Source organism: Billgrantia sp. Q4P2 (assembly GCF_052806135.1).
Window position 1 is genome coordinate 42,345 of record NZ_JBRBAI010000018.1, and the last position, 15,212, is coordinate 57,556.

General features: G+C 62.6%; 7 protein-coding genes. 4 read left to right on the plus strand and 3 right to left on the minus strand.

The window, feature by feature from the left end:
* The first annotated feature begins 3 nt into the window (after positions 1-3).
* The 4 genes from ACUY1T_RS20900 to ACUY1T_RS20915 all read left to right on the plus strand — a co-directional run bounded on the left by ACUY1T_RS20900 (position 4) and on the right by ACUY1T_RS20915 (position 5,236).
* Positions 4-1,194 (plus strand): 1-acyl-sn-glycerol-3-phosphate acyltransferase, encoded by a 1,191-nt coding sequence (locus tag ACUY1T_RS20900; RefSeq protein WP_446025496.1) that lies wholly within the window; start codon positions 4-6, stop codon positions 1,192-1,194.
* Entirely contained in the window at positions 1,191-2,366 is a 1,176-nt protein-coding gene (locus tag ACUY1T_RS20905) for a cation diffusion facilitator family transporter (RefSeq protein WP_446025497.1), read from the plus strand. The genes ACUY1T_RS20900 and ACUY1T_RS20905 overlap by 4 nt, the downstream gene beginning before the upstream one ends.
* A 148-nt stretch (positions 2,367-2,514) precedes the next feature.
* Positions 2,515-3,234, plus strand: coding sequence for a transglutaminase-like cysteine peptidase (locus ACUY1T_RS20910; protein WP_446025498.1), 720 nt, complete (start codon positions 2,515-2,517; stop codon positions 3,232-3,234).
* Positions 3,235-3,310: 76 nt separating this feature from the next.
* The gene (locus tag ACUY1T_RS20915; RefSeq protein ID WP_446025499.1) at positions 3,311-5,236 is read left to right on the plus strand and encodes an EAL domain-containing protein; all 1,926 of its coding nucleotides are present in this window, start codon (positions 3,311-3,313) and stop codon (positions 5,234-5,236) included.
* Positions 5,237-5,310: 74 nt separating this feature from the next.
* Here ACUY1T_RS20915 and ACUY1T_RS20920 read toward each other — a convergent pair whose 3' ends face one another.
* The 3 genes from ACUY1T_RS20920 to ACUY1T_RS20930 form a co-directional block, all read right to left on the minus strand.
* Positions 5,311-5,640 carry a tryptophan synthase subunit beta like protein gene (locus tag ACUY1T_RS20920; RefSeq protein WP_446025500.1) on the minus strand — a complete coding sequence of 110 codons (330 nt, stop codon included), beginning with the start codon at positions 5,638-5,640 and terminating at the stop codon, positions 5,311-5,313.
* A gap of 92 nt (positions 5,641-5,732) precedes the next feature.
* The gene (locus ACUY1T_RS20925) at positions 5,733-9,521 is read right to left on the minus strand and encodes a retention module-containing protein (protein WP_446025501.1); all 3,789 of its coding nucleotides are present in this window, start codon (positions 9,519-9,521) and stop codon (positions 5,733-5,735) included.
* A 244-nt stretch (positions 9,522-9,765) separates the two neighbouring features.
* Positions 9,766-15,212: Ig-like domain-containing protein (locus ACUY1T_RS20930; RefSeq protein ID WP_446025502.1), on the minus strand; the 5,447-nt coding region annotated here is incomplete at its 5' end.

The window sequence follows — 15,212 nt, forward strand, 5'->3', positions numbered from 1 at the left end:
CCAATGACCGACACTGCGACAGGCACGACTTCAACGGATCCCTGGGCCGACATCCGCCCCTACCGGGACGACGAGGTAGCAGCGGTACTGGCGAACCTGGCCACCAACCGGGAGTTGCTCGACGCCCTGACCCGCTACCGGCTGCCACGGCTGAGCCGGACGCTACCCTGGCTGGCCCGCGCCTTGGCCTCCTACGTCATTCGCCGTGAAACGCGCGACGTAGCCAGTGTGCACGACTTCCAGATGCGCGTGGCCCACTACATGGCGCGCATGATTCGCACCTCGACCGACGACTTTCGCGTCGAGGGGCTGGAGCACCTGAATCCCGATACCGCCTATCTGTTCATTGGCAATCATCGCGATATCTCGCTGGATCCGGCCTTCGTCAACTACGCGCTGCACCAGGCGGGACGCGATACGGTACGCATCGCCATCGGCGACAATCTGCTCAAGAAGCCCTACGTGACCGACCTGATGCGGCTCAACAAGAGTTTCATCGTGCCGCGTGCCCTGCGCGGCAAGCGCGCCATGCTGGCCGCCTATCAGAATCTCTCGAGCTATATCCGCCACTCGATCACTGCGGACAACCACTCGATATGGATGGCCCAGCGCGAAGGGCGCGCCAAGGACGGCATCGACCGTACCGATACGGCCATCATCAAGATGCTGACCATGGCCAGGCGCCAGGAAGATCGCAGCGCACCCATCGGCGATGCCATCGCCGAGCTGCGCCTGGTGCCGGTGTCGATCAGCTACGAGTATGACCCCTGCGACCTGCAGAAGGCGCGCGAACTGCACGCCATTCACAGCCAAGGGCGCTACGAGAAGAGCGAATTCGAAGACATCCGCTCCATCGTGGCGGGCATCACCGGCCACAAGGGACGCGTGGAGCTACGCTTCGGCGAGCCGCTGGGCACCGGCTTCGATACGCCGGAAGCCGTGGCCGCCGAGATCGACCGCCAAGTGGTCGGCGGGTACCACCTGTTTCCGACTCACTACCTGGCATTGGAAGCGCTGGGCGATGCACCGGAACTGCTGGACATGAGCGAGGTCAGCGACGTCGACCGGGCACGCTTCCAGGCACGCCTGAACGAGGTGCCCGCCGAGCTGCGCAGCTGGTGGCTGGCCCAGTATGCCAACCCGGTGCGCAACAAGGCTGCCCAGCTCGCCGGCCGAGACCTGACGTCGCCGTGAGCGCACATACTCACCTGCCGCCCGACCGCGGCGCCCAGACCCGCGAGGCCCACCGGGTCACCCTGATCGGCGCCGTGGTCGACCTCGCGGTCGGCCTGCTCAAGCTCGTGACCGGCATGCTGGTCGGCTCGGCCGCGCTGATCGCGGATGGCATTCACTCCTTCTCCGACCTGGTGACCGACGGCTTCGTACTGGCGGCGACCCATTTCGGCCGCCAGGCACCCGATAGCGATCATCCCTACGGCCATGGCCGGATCGAGACGTTGGCCACGTTGTGGTTGGGCAGCGTGCTGATCTTCGTTGCCGGCGGTATTGCCTGGGCCAGCCTCACCCGGCTGATGGCAGGCGAGCCGATTTCCGCCCCGGGGCTGTGGGCCATCGCGGTGGCCGTGGGTTCCCTGCTCGCCAAGGAGTGGATTTACCGCTACACCATCGCGGTAGCAAAGCGCGTGCGCTCGCGGCTGCTGGAAGCCAACGCCTGGCACTCGCGTTCGGATGCACTCTCCACCGGCGTGGTACTGGTCGGCCTGGTGGCGGCGCAGTTCGGCGCCGGCTGGGTCGATGCAGTGGCCGCCATCATCGTCGGCGTCATGGTCGGCCAGGTGGGCTGGCGGCTGCTGTGGGAGTCGGGGCGCGAGCTGATCGACACCGCCCTGCCCGAAAGCGATCAGGTGCAGATGAAAACCATCGCGGAAGCGGTACCGGGCGTGGACAGCGTGCACGACCTGCGCACCCGCTCGGTGGGCAGCCATGTGGTACTCGACCTGCATATCGTGGTGCCACCACGCCTGACCGTTTCCGAAGCGCACGAGATCGGCAATGCGGTGAGCCGGCAGTTGCGTAACGCCTACCCCGAGCTGGCCGACGTCACCTTCCATATCGATCCCGAAGACGACTCCGACCAGATCGAACACAGCCTGCGCCCCGGCCTGCCGCTGCGCCAGGACGTCGAGGCCATGCTCGATGAGGCCTGGCAGGATTGCCCCGTCTGGCAGGACCGCGTTGCCCTCGACCTGCACTACCTGGCCGAACAGATCGACGTATCGGTCTACGTGAACGAGCTGCCGCACGAGCAGAGTCTCGAAGACGCCGCCCGCGAACTGCGCGCCGCCTCTCACATGCTGACCTGGCTCGGCAGGCTGCGGGTGTGGCAGGGGCCGGGCAAGGGGTAGGTAGGCAGCCGCGCCTGCCCTGCGTTCGCCCAGCTTAAGCCATTCCCAAAGTTCCAGTATGTGAGATGTCATCTCTATCGTATTGGCAACGTGCTCCTCTATACTCGCCCTAAGGCTTACATTCCTTAACACTCTTGCGGCGCCTTCGATGACGCATCGCCCTGCCCCACATGGCATCAGTTCTATCCCCAGGCCCAGCCGTCGCCGCTTCCTGGCCGGCCTGGGGGGGCTTTTGCTGGCCGTTGGGCTGGGACTCTCACCGACGACGCTCGAGGCACGCATCGACCGCGCAAGATTGCGCAACAGCATGCAGCGGCTGTACGGCAGCGCGGGGCTCGCCATTCTCGAGGAGTGGTTCGCCCTGCTCGACCGGCTGCAGGGTGCCGCTCTCGACACCCAGCTGCGCGAGGTCAACGATTTCTTCAATCGCCGTGTGCGCTGGGTCGATGACATCGACAACTGGGGCGCCGAGGATCACTGGGCCACACCGCTGGAAACCATGGGCCAGCGCCAGGGCGATTGCGAGGACTATTCGATAGCCAAGTACGTCACCCTGAAGGAGCTTGGCGTACCCGGCTCGAAACTGCGCATGATCTACGTGCGTGCCCGTATCGGCCGCAGCCAGATCACCCAGGCGCACATGGTGCTGGGCTACTACGAGACGCCCACGGCGGTACCCCAGGTGCTCGACAATCTGGTGCCTTCCATCACGCCCGCCACCCAGCGGACCGATCTCGACCCCGTGTTCAGCTTCAACAGCGAGGGCTTGTGGGCCGGCGGCTCCAGCCAGTCGCGAGCCGACCCGGTGGCACGGCTGTCGCGCTGGCGCAGCGTGATCGAACGCATGCAGCAGCAAGGATTCATCTGATGACGACGCCACACAACAAGAAACGAACGACACAACGGAACGAATCAGGGCGTTCATTCCCGGGGGGAACGAAAACATGTCATTGATCAAGCAGCTCTGGCTGACCATAGCGACCCTGCTGTTGCTGGCCTTCGTGGGCAGCCTGCTCATCGGTGTGACGAGCAGCCGTCATTACATCGAACAGGAAATCGAGATCAAGAACAACGACAACGCCAATGCCCTGGCCTTGTCGATGAGCCAGATGGAGAAGGACCCGGTCATTCTTGAGTTGTTGCTGGCCGCCCAGTTCGACACTGGCCATTACCAGCGCATCGAGCTGCGCGACGCCGAGGGCGACGTCATCGAGCAGCGCACCGCCGGCGAACATATCGATGACGTACCGGCCTGGTTCGTCGGCCTGGTGCGCTTCGACGTGCCAGCGGGCCATGCAGTGGTACAGGATGGCTGGCAGCAGTACGGTACCCTGGAACTGGAAAGCCAGCACAGCTTCGCCTACCGCTCGCTGTGGCGCAGTACCCTGGAACTGGCCGGCTGGTTCGCCATTGCCGGCGCCATCAGCCTGCTGCTGGCGAGCTGGATCGTGAGCACGATTCGACGCCCGCTGCGCAATGTGGTCAGCCAGGCCCAGGCCATCGGCCAGCGCCGCTTCATGACGGCCAGTGAGCCGCGTACGCGCGAGCTGCGTGAGGTAGTGCAGGCCATGAACCAGCTTTCGTTGGCCGTACGCCAGATGCTGGGCGAAGAGAGCGACAAGCTCGACCAGCTGCGACGGCGCATGCAGCACGACCCGGTGACCGATACGCTGACGCGCGCCCCCTTCCTGGACCAGTTGCAGGCACACCTGAAGAGCGAGAAGGACGATGCCAGCGGCACCCTGGCCATGGTGCGCGTCGCTCACCTGGCCGAACTCAACCAGCAGCTCGGCCATGCGGCTACGGATGCCCTGCTGGCGCAGTTGGCTCGCCGTCTCGAGCAGATCGCCAAGGCTCATGGACTTGGCACGGTTGGCCGCCTCAACGGCAGCGATTTCGGCGTGATCCTGCCGCGCCACCACGACCTCGAAGCGATCGGCAAGGCGCTACAGCAGCATCTCGAAGCCTTGGGTGGTGAACAGGCCGCCAGCACTTCTCTGCCCTCCGCCTTGCGTCAGTACAGCCAGGGCGAAAGTCAGGCCGAGCTGTTGGCCAGCCTCGATGGCGCGCTGGCCTCGGCGGAGGCGCGCGGCGAAAACGGCCAGGAAATCCTCGACCTGCCCGCCAGCACCGTGCTCTTCACGCGGCATGACGAGTGGCGCCAGGCGCTTGGCGATGCCCTTCAGCAAGGGGTCTTCCTGGCGCATTATCCGGTACTCGATGCGCAGGGCCAGCTGCTTCATTACGAGGTCCCTTCGCGACTGCGCCTGAAAGGCGAATGGCGTCCGGCGGGAGTCTTCCTGCCTTGGGTATCGCGCCTGGCGATGGCGCCGACCCTCGACCTGGCCGTCGTCTCGGCGGCGATGGCGGATGTCGAATCCAGCGGCAAGCCGGTAGCAATCAACCTTTCTGCCGAATCGCTCAACGATGGGCACTTCGTCGGTGAGCTGCTCTCTCGCGTTGGGGCGCACCAGGGCATTGCCGACAAGCTGTGGTTCGAGCTGCCGCAGTCCGTTGCCATGCAGCAACCCCAGGCGCTGAAAACGCTCTGCCATGCCCTTCTTGGGTTGGGCTGCCGGGTCGGCCTAGAGCACGTTGGCACTCAGTTCGGCAAGATCGAAGGGCTACAGGACCTGGGCCTGAGCTTCATGAAAATCGACGGCGCGCTGAGCCAGGAGATCGAGAGCCGCCGCGATCAGCAGAGCCTGCTGCGCGGCATGGCCACGCTGGCCCACTCGCTCGGGATCATGGCCATTGCGGAAGGTGTTGAGAGCCAGGGAGCTGCTGGGACTCTCTTCGAATTGGGGCTGGATGGGGTGACGGGGCCAGGGATCCGGCATCGCGAAGGCAGCGGCGAGAGCGACGCATGACAGCAGCATGACTTCAAGAGGCCGGCAAACGCCGGCCTCGTCATTTCAACCTTGCCGTTTCAACCAAAAGCGTCTCAGATGATGCCGTCGTCGCTATCCGACATCAGGCCCACGCTGTTCCTGCGCGCGCGCAACGACTGGCGTTCCATCAGCTTCTGCTGGGCGGGCTCGGGCAGGTCGGTGAAGCTGATCACGCCCTTGTCCATCAGCACGTTGATGACGTCCTCGAGCACCCGCACGAAGGCCAGATCCGACTTCGACAGCGCCACGCTCTCCAGGTCTTCATCGTCGGAAACGAAGGCCTGCAGCTCCGGTGAACAGGGTGGTACGAATTCCTTGCACTCATCGGTCGCATCGCGACTGACCTGAACGACCTGACCCGATTCGTTGCGCTTGATGAACATGGCTCTACCCTTGAAGGACCTTTACGTAGAGTAACAAACGCCCTGCCTGGTGTCTCCAGGCAGGGCGAAGGTATGGCTCACCGCAGCGTTTACTACTCGATGTTGAGCTGACCGTTGTTCAGCATTTCCTGGAGAAAGTCCGAAGAGGTTTCGGCATCACCCATGCTGAAGTTCTCCAGTACGATCACCTGCGTGGCGTTGCTACCGTCCGCGCCTATCTCACCCTCATGATTGACGTAGAGCACGGTGTTGGCCCCTTCCTGCACCGCAAAGATGAAGCTATCGATGGTCTCGACACTTTCATTTTGCAGAAGATCTGCCAGATCCAGTACGTCTGCACCAAAGCCGAAGTCCTTGACGGTATCGATGGCCGGGGCAGCGCTGCCCCCCTGGTCGCCCAGGTTCCACTGGAACACGTCGTCGCCATCGCCACCGATCAGGGTGTCGTTTCCCGCACCGCCGATGAGGATATCGTCGCCCTCGGTACCATGCACCACATCGTCTCCATCAGTGCCGGTGATTTCATAAGTGCCGTCCTCGGTGGTCTTGACGGAGACCGTAAACGCCGCGGTCGCAAGATCCCCATCTGCATCCGAACCGCTCAGCTCGAAGTCGAGCTGGTAATCATCCGGATAGATCTGGGTGACATAGCTGGTCGAGATGCCATCGATCTTGAAACTGTTGTTACCAGCCGGGCGCAGCTCCATATAGTCGACGTTATGCGACGGGTCGATATTGAAGACAAACTCCCCATTAGCGGTCGCCAATGTGGCCGTATAGACCTGCGATGAGCCATCCTCGTCGTAGACCGTCAGCTTGGCCTGGTCACCCGCCTTGGTGCCCCCCGTGCCGGACACACTGAAGACGAAGGAGGAAATACCGATCACTCCTGCATCGTCCACGGGCCGAACGTCAAACCTCAGCATGTCATTCTTGTTGCCTTGCACCACGTTGGAATGCACGCCGAGGTCCGTTGAGGACAGGCTGACATTCTCTCGACTACCGTTACTGAATGCCTCGACGGCGAGTTCGAACTTGCCATCGAAGACATCCGCCGAAAACAAGTAGGCGTCCTTCCCCTCTTCCTTGTAGAAGCCATCGGGATCGAAGGCACTCAGCAAACTCTCTATTTCCGTCTCGACCACAGGAGCGGGAGATACCAGTTCGAAGCTGTAAGTCCCGTTCGCATAGAGCGTGAGATTGAAGAATTCGAAGGATCCCGACTGTGCGGTATAGGTGATCGAAGTGTCCGTAGAGCCAGTAAGGGTCAGCTCGTAGCCTGCCGGCATGCCCGTCCAGATCAGCGAACCCTCACCGAAGCTGTCGAGGAAGCCTTGTGCGTCCGCTCCAATATCGAACTCGTAGGTGCCTTCATACGTGCCCGCCACGTTAGCAATGGCGAGGTTGAGGCTGGAGAGACTGGGACCGTCATCCGCGAAGACGATGTTGCCACCCAGATCCAGCGCCACGCTGCGGCTGGCGGTATCACCATCGGCATCGACAACGGTGGCCGTACCGGTCAGTACCACCAGGCCATTGGCCAGCGCGACGGTGTCGCTGGCGTAATCGCCGTTGTCCGCGCTGTCATGATCGATAGCAGCGTGCTGGGTCAAGGTGACGTTGGCATCCCCATCTACGGAGATGGTAAACACCGTATTGCCGGACGCAACATCAATGGCCTGCGTAGCTGTCGAGCCAACGATGCCGCCCTCATGGAGGTAGAGGTAGATCGGCTGCCCACCACTGCTCAACCCTGAGTCCACTCCGTCCGCCACTCCCTGGGCAAGCGCCAAGGAGTAATCCCAACCGACGCTCCCCTCGCCGTCGGCGCCATGACTGAGGGTGGCGATGACGAAGGCGGCGGCGAAGCTGGCGGAATGGCTGCCGGTTCCACTGACGGTATCGGCATCTTTCGTCATCAGACCGATGCTTTCATCACCCAGCTCCAGGGTGATATTGGGTACGTCGTCGACGATGATGATACTGCCGCCGAGGTCGGCGGTGAGGGTGTCCGTGGCAGTATCGCCGTCACCGTCGGTCACGGTAACCGTGGCGCTCACGCTCACCAGACCGGCCGGCAGGGAGAGGCTGTCGGCACCTTGGGCGGGGTGATCCACGGGACCGGACTGGGTCACGGTAACCTCACCGCTGGCGGCATCGATCTCGATGCGCAGTACTTCAACGCCGTCGGCAGTCCCGATGACGACGCCATCTTCGAGAGTGAAGACGATCGGCTCGCCGCCGCTGGTGAGGCTGTGCTCGGCCTCGCCCAGGCTCAGGGCGTAGCCGTCGACGACGACGTTGCCGGCGCCGTCGGCACCGTAGCTGGCAGTGACCGCGCTGGCAAAGGCCGTAGCCACGCTGCCCGTCGCGGTAGAGGTGCCGTTGACTGTCTCCGCATCGAGCGTGGTCAGCTCAAGGCCGCTCAGGTCGACACTGCCCAGCTCGACACCGGGTACGTCGTCGTCGATGGTGATACTGCCACCCAGATCGACGGTGAGGGTGTCCGTGGCAGTATCGCCGTCACCGTCGGTCACGGTAACCGTGGCGCTCACGCTCACCAGGCCGGCCGGCAGACCGACACTGTCGGCACCTTGGGCGGGGTGATCCACGGGACCGGACTGGGTCACGGTGACCTCACCGCTGGCGGCATCGATCTCGATGCGCAGTACTTCAACGCCGTCGGCAGTCCCGATGACGACGCCATCTTCGAGAGTGAAGACGATCGGCTCGCCGCCGCTGGTGAGGCTGTGTTCGGCCTCGCCCAGGCTCAGGGCGTAGCCGTCGACGACGACGTTGCCGGCGCCGTCGGCACCGTAGCTGGCAGTGACCGCGCTGGCAAAGGCCGTAGCCACGCTGCCCGTCGCGGTAGAGGTGCCGTTGACTGTCTCCGCATCGAGCGTGGTCAGCTCAAGGCCGCTCAGGTCGACACTGCCCAGCTCGACACCGGGTACGTCGTCCACAATCGTGATGTTCAGCGTACCGCTCGTCGTGCCGCTCGAGCTGGTGACGGTGTAGATCAGGCTGGTGAGTGCTTCGTCCATGCCTTCTTCATGCAGGAGATTGTTCACTTGGGTGAGAGTGATCTCCCCGGTGGCAGGGTTGACCTCGATGGTGAAGATATTGAGTTCACGCGCAGGCGAGAAAGCAGTCAGCGTATTGGTGGAGGCATCCCAGCTATAAACGATGGTTTCCTGGCCGACCTGGTTTTCGACGCCATGCATGCTGGCGAAGGTGATGCTGCCATTTTCCCCATTACCGAAGGAGAACGGCAGCGTGCCAGTCATGACGGAGCCGGACTCACTCAGCGTTTCGACATCAAGGAGCGTCGCCTCGAAGCTGCCAGCACTCGGCGGAATGACGACAAGCTCTTGGGGTTCCTCCACTTCTTCCGCTTCGCCAAGCAGGAGGGCCCCGCCCTGCTCTTCGGGCGGGCCACCCAGGGCATTCATGCCGAAGCTGAACGCCAAGGGATTCACATCCTCGGCGATACGGGCCAGACGCACGAAACTGTGGCCTCCATCGGCGGCACCGCCAGGACCGGCGCCCGCAGCCGTAGCATCGAGCACGTCGAGCAGATCGATGGAATCGTCATCCAGCGCCGCCAGCAGGGCTTCGAGATCCTCGTCAAGAGCTGCGAAGTCGCTCGCACCGACCTGCTGGTCGGCATCCAGCTCCGGATTCATGACCACCTGTTCGCCACCTTCGACCAGGGCCGGGTCCAGCCCGTCACCGAAGTCGAGCTGAACGCTTCCGTTATTAGAAGTGACCAGCACCTCACCTTCTTGAAGCGTATCGCCCACGCGCAGTCCGCGCAGGTTACCCTCGGCGTCGCGTGCCCAGGCTTGACCGGTAATGGAAATGATCGTGGCAATGGCCATGACATGTCTCCCTGCTTCGTTTGAATTGTTATTGGCGTACCCAAGGATCGAGCCCTTGGAGTACTGTCAATAGAAAATTAGGTTACATGCCGTAACTTTCATATTGGACTGAAGGACAAGGAAAACTTAGGCCAGTGACAGTTAATCGAAACGGCCCACCAAGAAGACAAGCCGTTGAAAGTTCGATAAAAAAAGCCCCATCCAGCAGTGCTGGATGGGGCAAGCCAGGATTATCGGATCTGAATTACGAGTCGATATTTAGCTGATTGTGCTCCAGAAGGAACTGAAGAAACTCTTCGGACCCTTTGCCTTCCATGCCATAGCCCTCCAGCACGATCATCTGGTCAGCATTGCTGCCATCAGCAGCAAGCCCACCATCATGCTTGATGTGCAATAGCGTATCTTCGCCAACCTGCTCAGCGAAGACGAAGCTACCGAGGCTATCTGCACTCTCTCCCTGCAGCAGGTCCGCCAGGTCGAGAACGTTCTCTCCCACTGAGAAGTCCTTGACCACATCCTTGGCAGGATCGTTGTCGCTTCCCTGGTCGCCGAGGTTCCACTGGAAAACGTCATCGCCCAGACCGCCGATCAGGACATCGTTGCCGGAACCGCCGATAAGGATATCGTCGCCGTCACTTCCGGCTACTGTCGTGACACTATCCACGACGATGGGCTCGCCCGCGTCATCGAGGCCGATGACCTCCTTGGCCGTGGTACGTGCCACTACGCTGAACGTGTCGGCATCCTCCAATGGCACCCGTGCCAACAGCGTCAGGTCAGTCAAAGCTGTCAAGTCGGGGTTTGTCAGAACCCAGCTGCCATCCGCCCCCGACTCCACCGACACTCCATCCGGAGCCGTGACGAGTTCGATACTGGCGCCGGCGGGAATGCCGGTCAGGGTGATGTCCGACAGGATCTCGCTGCCGTCGGTGTCGACCAGTTGCGCCGCAAGCTCGATCAGGAACTCCTGGTAGGCATCACCGCCAGGTACGGTCTCGATCTCAGGCGCATTGGGTGTCGCATAGCTGCCGTCACCAAAGATCACGCCATCAAGATTATTGCTGACCTGGTTGATGAGAGAACCCGACCCGCTCTGATTCGTATAGCCCACCCATACACCGTCCAGCGTGTTGACGTGGGTGTCCGCATTGTTGTTCGTGCTCCAGCCTACCTGGTATTCGAACCCTTCCTCTTGCATGACGAAGATATAATCGCCGTAGGCATTCTGGTCATCTTCCATGCGATTGCCATGTACGGAGTCCAGGCCCCGCAACTCTTCGTGATCCCAGTCGGACTGGGTATAGAACCAGCCACTGTTCGAGTGCACCACGAAGATATCGGCATACTGGCCTTCTCCTCCATGGTTGCCCTGTTCGTAAAAAGCAATGACACCGGCATTGTCGGAACCGGGGTTGGCGATCCCAGGCGTTGAATCGCCCTTGGTCAGCCAGACTCGGACATTGTCGCCGATCCGGACGATCTGGCCATCCTGAACGTCGAAGCCACCCGCGACTTCACTGCCGCCATTGACCTTGATGATCTCTGCACTGCCACCATGGGTCTCTCCCGGGGTGAGCATCAGAGAAACGTCCGGTGCATCGGCAACTGGCTCGATATCGATAACCAATGTCGCTTCCTCGCCGACATTGTGGCCATCGGTCGGCTTGAACTTCACCTGCGCATAGTCAGCCTGCTGATTACCGACCCCATTGCCGCCGTAACCGTCGAACCCTGACGCGTTGGCTTCCGGCATGAAGCGCAGGTTTCCGCCATCGATATCCGCCTTGGTGAACTGGTCGCCGACGGAGACGGCTGTCCACTCACCAGCAACGTTGAAATGAAGCACGCCAGCCTCTGGCAGTTCGGTAATGACGATACCGAGAGACGCTCCCGGCGAATCGGCAGTGATATTGAAATCCTGCCACTGAAGCACCAAGGCGGTATCCTCGCTGCCTTCCACCTGCCCACCCGCGGCTTCGGGAAGCGTGTCGGGATTGGCTGGCCCGTCCGGAGACGTCGCCGGGCCAGTCAAGATCACGTCGATGCCGCCCTCAGCCGTGTCGCCGTCGGCATCGGTAAGCGTGTAGGCCAAATCCAGCGGGATATCGTCGTTGTAGTTGTTAGCCACAACACCTGACAGGCCAATACGGAAATCTCCGGACACGGCTGTCACAACCAAGGTGGAGAAATAGGCAGCTCCAGCATCCAGCGGGATAGTGAAGTCTGTCGCCTTATTGCTAGAGCCGTCGAAGGTTCCAGACCAAGTCACGCTATCGCCCTGCGCATCGACTCCAGTGGCCTCCCAATGCAGGGTATAGCTATCTTTAGGGCTATTACCTGAACCTTGCACGGACAGTTCCATGCCGCGCACCTGCCCCGGATTGTCACCGGGATCGGCAAACCCCATGGTGAGTTTCTCGCCCGGGTTGAACCAGTTGCCGCCGACGCCAATCCAGCTGCTATTCGAGTTTACCGTCGAGACAACCGTCTCCCCGCTTTTGCCATCAATTGCCGTTGACGTCATGCTGTTGATGAGGAAGTCACCGAAACTCACTACATAGTTTTCGCTGTTGCCGCCGGATATCTCGGTATAACCCTTCGCATCCTCCTCGGCACCGAGCTTCCCGAACGAATTGAGGAGTTCGAAGCTGTAGTGGGGGTTGTTGTCGGCATTGGCCTGGCTCGTATCGATTTGGACACGGAAGACCAGCGTGCCGTCGTCCAGTTCACCGGTCAGCATGCCATCGCCATGGTCGACGTAGTTCACCAGCAGGCCATCAAAGACAAGCTGCGGCAGACCATCCGTGTTCCAGGACACACTGGTCAGGTCGTTAGAGAGCGTCGCCTGGGACAGATATCCCGACGTTGCGAAGTCGCCGTCGTTCTCGGTCTCGATCGCCAGATTGCCCGATACCACCGGCGCGTCGTCAAATACCGTGATCGTGAACTCCGAGTCGGTAATGACATTGCCGCTGGCATCCAGCGCAACCAGGGTCAACGGGATATCGAGGCTATGATCGGCGCCCGCAATGTCCGGGTGATCAATGGCCTGGAACTGCTGATAGACGTATTCGCTATTCGGCGGGTCCAGAGTCACGATGAATACAACGCCGGAATCCGTGCTGGCGGTCAATGTCTGGGCATCGGCGTTCCAGCTGTATCCGATCGACTCGCCATTGGAAGTCAATCCAGATGCATTCGATCCATCGATCGCCAGCGTCACATCGGGTGAGAACTCACCCTCGATGTTCCCCTTATAAACGATGTCTGTCTCGGGATTGTCATCCTGATTGCCGTTGACATCCTGATCCGATGCCTCCAACACGCTGGTGACAGAGAAGGTATCGTTGTCCAGGATGGTTCCGGTAGCGGTGACACCACCCACGGTCAGTGTGAAGGTCTCGGTGCTCTCCACTAGATTGTCATCGACGGTGGCCACGGTCACGATAAATTCGGTCACGCCCGCCGGCACGGTGATCTGGCCGGTACCGCTATCGTAGATAACTCCGTCGCTGAAGGTGAGTTCCCCGCTGAAATCCTCGCCCTGGGTCGCCGTGCCACTGGAAAGCTGCAGGGAGTAGGTGGTTTCGTGCGGGCTCGCGTTCGACAGCTTCACCGTGAACTCTGCCGAGTCGCCTTCCTCGACCGTGATGTTATCGACGTCGGAATCGACGGCGCCAACATGAACAATGTCAGGGACTACGTCGTAGCCGCGCTCGGCGTCGGCGCGGTAGGGATTGCCCGCGGCGTCGCTGCCGGTCACCTCGGCGGTGACACTGTCATGCTCGGCCAGCAGTGCGCCCGGGACGTCGATGGCGTAGGTCAGGTCCTCGCCCACCTCGCCGGTGAAGGTCTCGCCGCCCACGGTGAGGGTGACGGTGTCGCCCTGGCTGGCGTCGCCACCCACCGTGCCGGTGATGGTGACGTTGCCCTGGGCCTCGTCGCCATTGATCACGCCGTCACCGGCGATGGGGTCGATGGTGATCTCGGCCTCGCCGCTGAGGTTGACGCTGTAGTCGCGCTCGGCGTCGGCGCGGTAGGGGTTGCCGGCGGCGTCGCTGCCGGTCACCTCGGCGGTGACGCTGTCGTTGTCGGCCAGCAGGCTGCCGGGTACGTCGATGGCATAGGTCAGGTCCTCGCCCACCTCGCCGCTGAAGGTCTCGCCGCCCACGGTGAGGGTGACGGTGTCGCCCTGGCTGGCATCGCCGCCCACCGTGCCGGTGATGGTGACGTCAGCTTCGGCTTCTTCGCCGTTGACCACGCCGTCGCCGGCGATGGGGTCGATGGTGATGGTGGCGGTGGCCTCCAGGTCGACGCCGTAGCCACGCTGGGCGTCGGCGCGGTAGGGGTTGCCGGCGGCGTCGCTGCCGGTCACCTCGGCGGTGACGCTGTCGTTGTCGGCCAGCAGGCTGCCGGGTACGTCGATGGCGTAGGTCAGGTCCTCGCCCACCTCGCCGCTGAAGGTCTCGCCGCCCACGGTGAGGGTGACGGTGTCGCCCTGGCTGGCATCGCCACCCACCGTGCCGGTGATGGTGACGTCGCCTTCGGCTTCTTCGCCGTTGACCACGCCGTCGCCGGCAATGATGTCGATGGTGATGGTGGCGGTGGCCTCCAGGTCGACGCCGTAGCCGCGCTCGGCGTCGGCACGGTAGGGGTTGCCCGCGTCGTCGCTGCCGGTCACCTCGGCGGTGACACTGTCATGCTCGGCCAGCAGGCTGCCCGGGACGTCGATGGCGTAGGTCAGGTCCTCGCCCACCTCGCCGGTGAAGGTCTCGCCGCCCACGGTGAGGGTAACGGTGTCGCCCTGGCTGGCGTCGCCACCCACCGTGCCGGTGATGGTGACGTCACCTTCGGCTTCCTCGCCGTTGACCACGCCGTCGCCGGCGATGGGGTCGATGCTGATCTCAGCCTCGCCGCTGAGGTTGACGCTGTAGTCGCGCTCGGCGTCGGCGCGGTAGGGATTGCCCGCGGCGTCGCTGCCGGTCACCTCGGCGGTGATGCTGTCGTTGTCGGCCAGCAGTGCGCCCGGGACGTCGATGGCGTAGGTCAGGTCCTCGCCCACCTCGCCGGTGAAGGTCTCGCCGCCCACGGTGAGGGTAACGGTGTCGCCCTGGCTGGCGTCGCCACCCACCGTGCCGGTGATGGTGACGTCACCTTCGGCTTCCTCGCCGTTGACCACGCCGTCGCCGGCGATGATGTCGATGGTGATGGTGGCGGTGGCCTCCAGGTCGACGCTGTAGCCACGCTCGGCGTCGGCGCGGTAGGGGTTGCCGGCGGCGTCGCTGCCGGTCACCTCGGCGGTGACGCTGTCGTTGTCGGCCAGCAGGCTGCCGGGTACGTCGATGGCATAGGTCAGGTCCTCGCCCACCTCGCCGGTGAAGGTCTCGCCGCCCACGGTGAGGGTGACGGTGTCGCCCTGGTTGGCATCGCCGCCCACCGTGCCGGTGATGGTGACGTTGCCCTGGGCCTCGTCGCCATTGATCACGCCGTCACCGGCGATGGGGTCGATGCTGATCTCGGCCTCGCCGCTGAGGTTGACGCTGTAGTCGCGCTCGGCATCGGCACGGTAGGGGTTGCCCGCGTCGTCGCTGCCGGTCACCTCGGCGGTGATGCTGTCGTTGTCGGCCAGCAGTGCGCCCGGGACGTCGATGGCGTAGTTGCCGTCGGCATCGACCGTGCCAATGAAGGTCT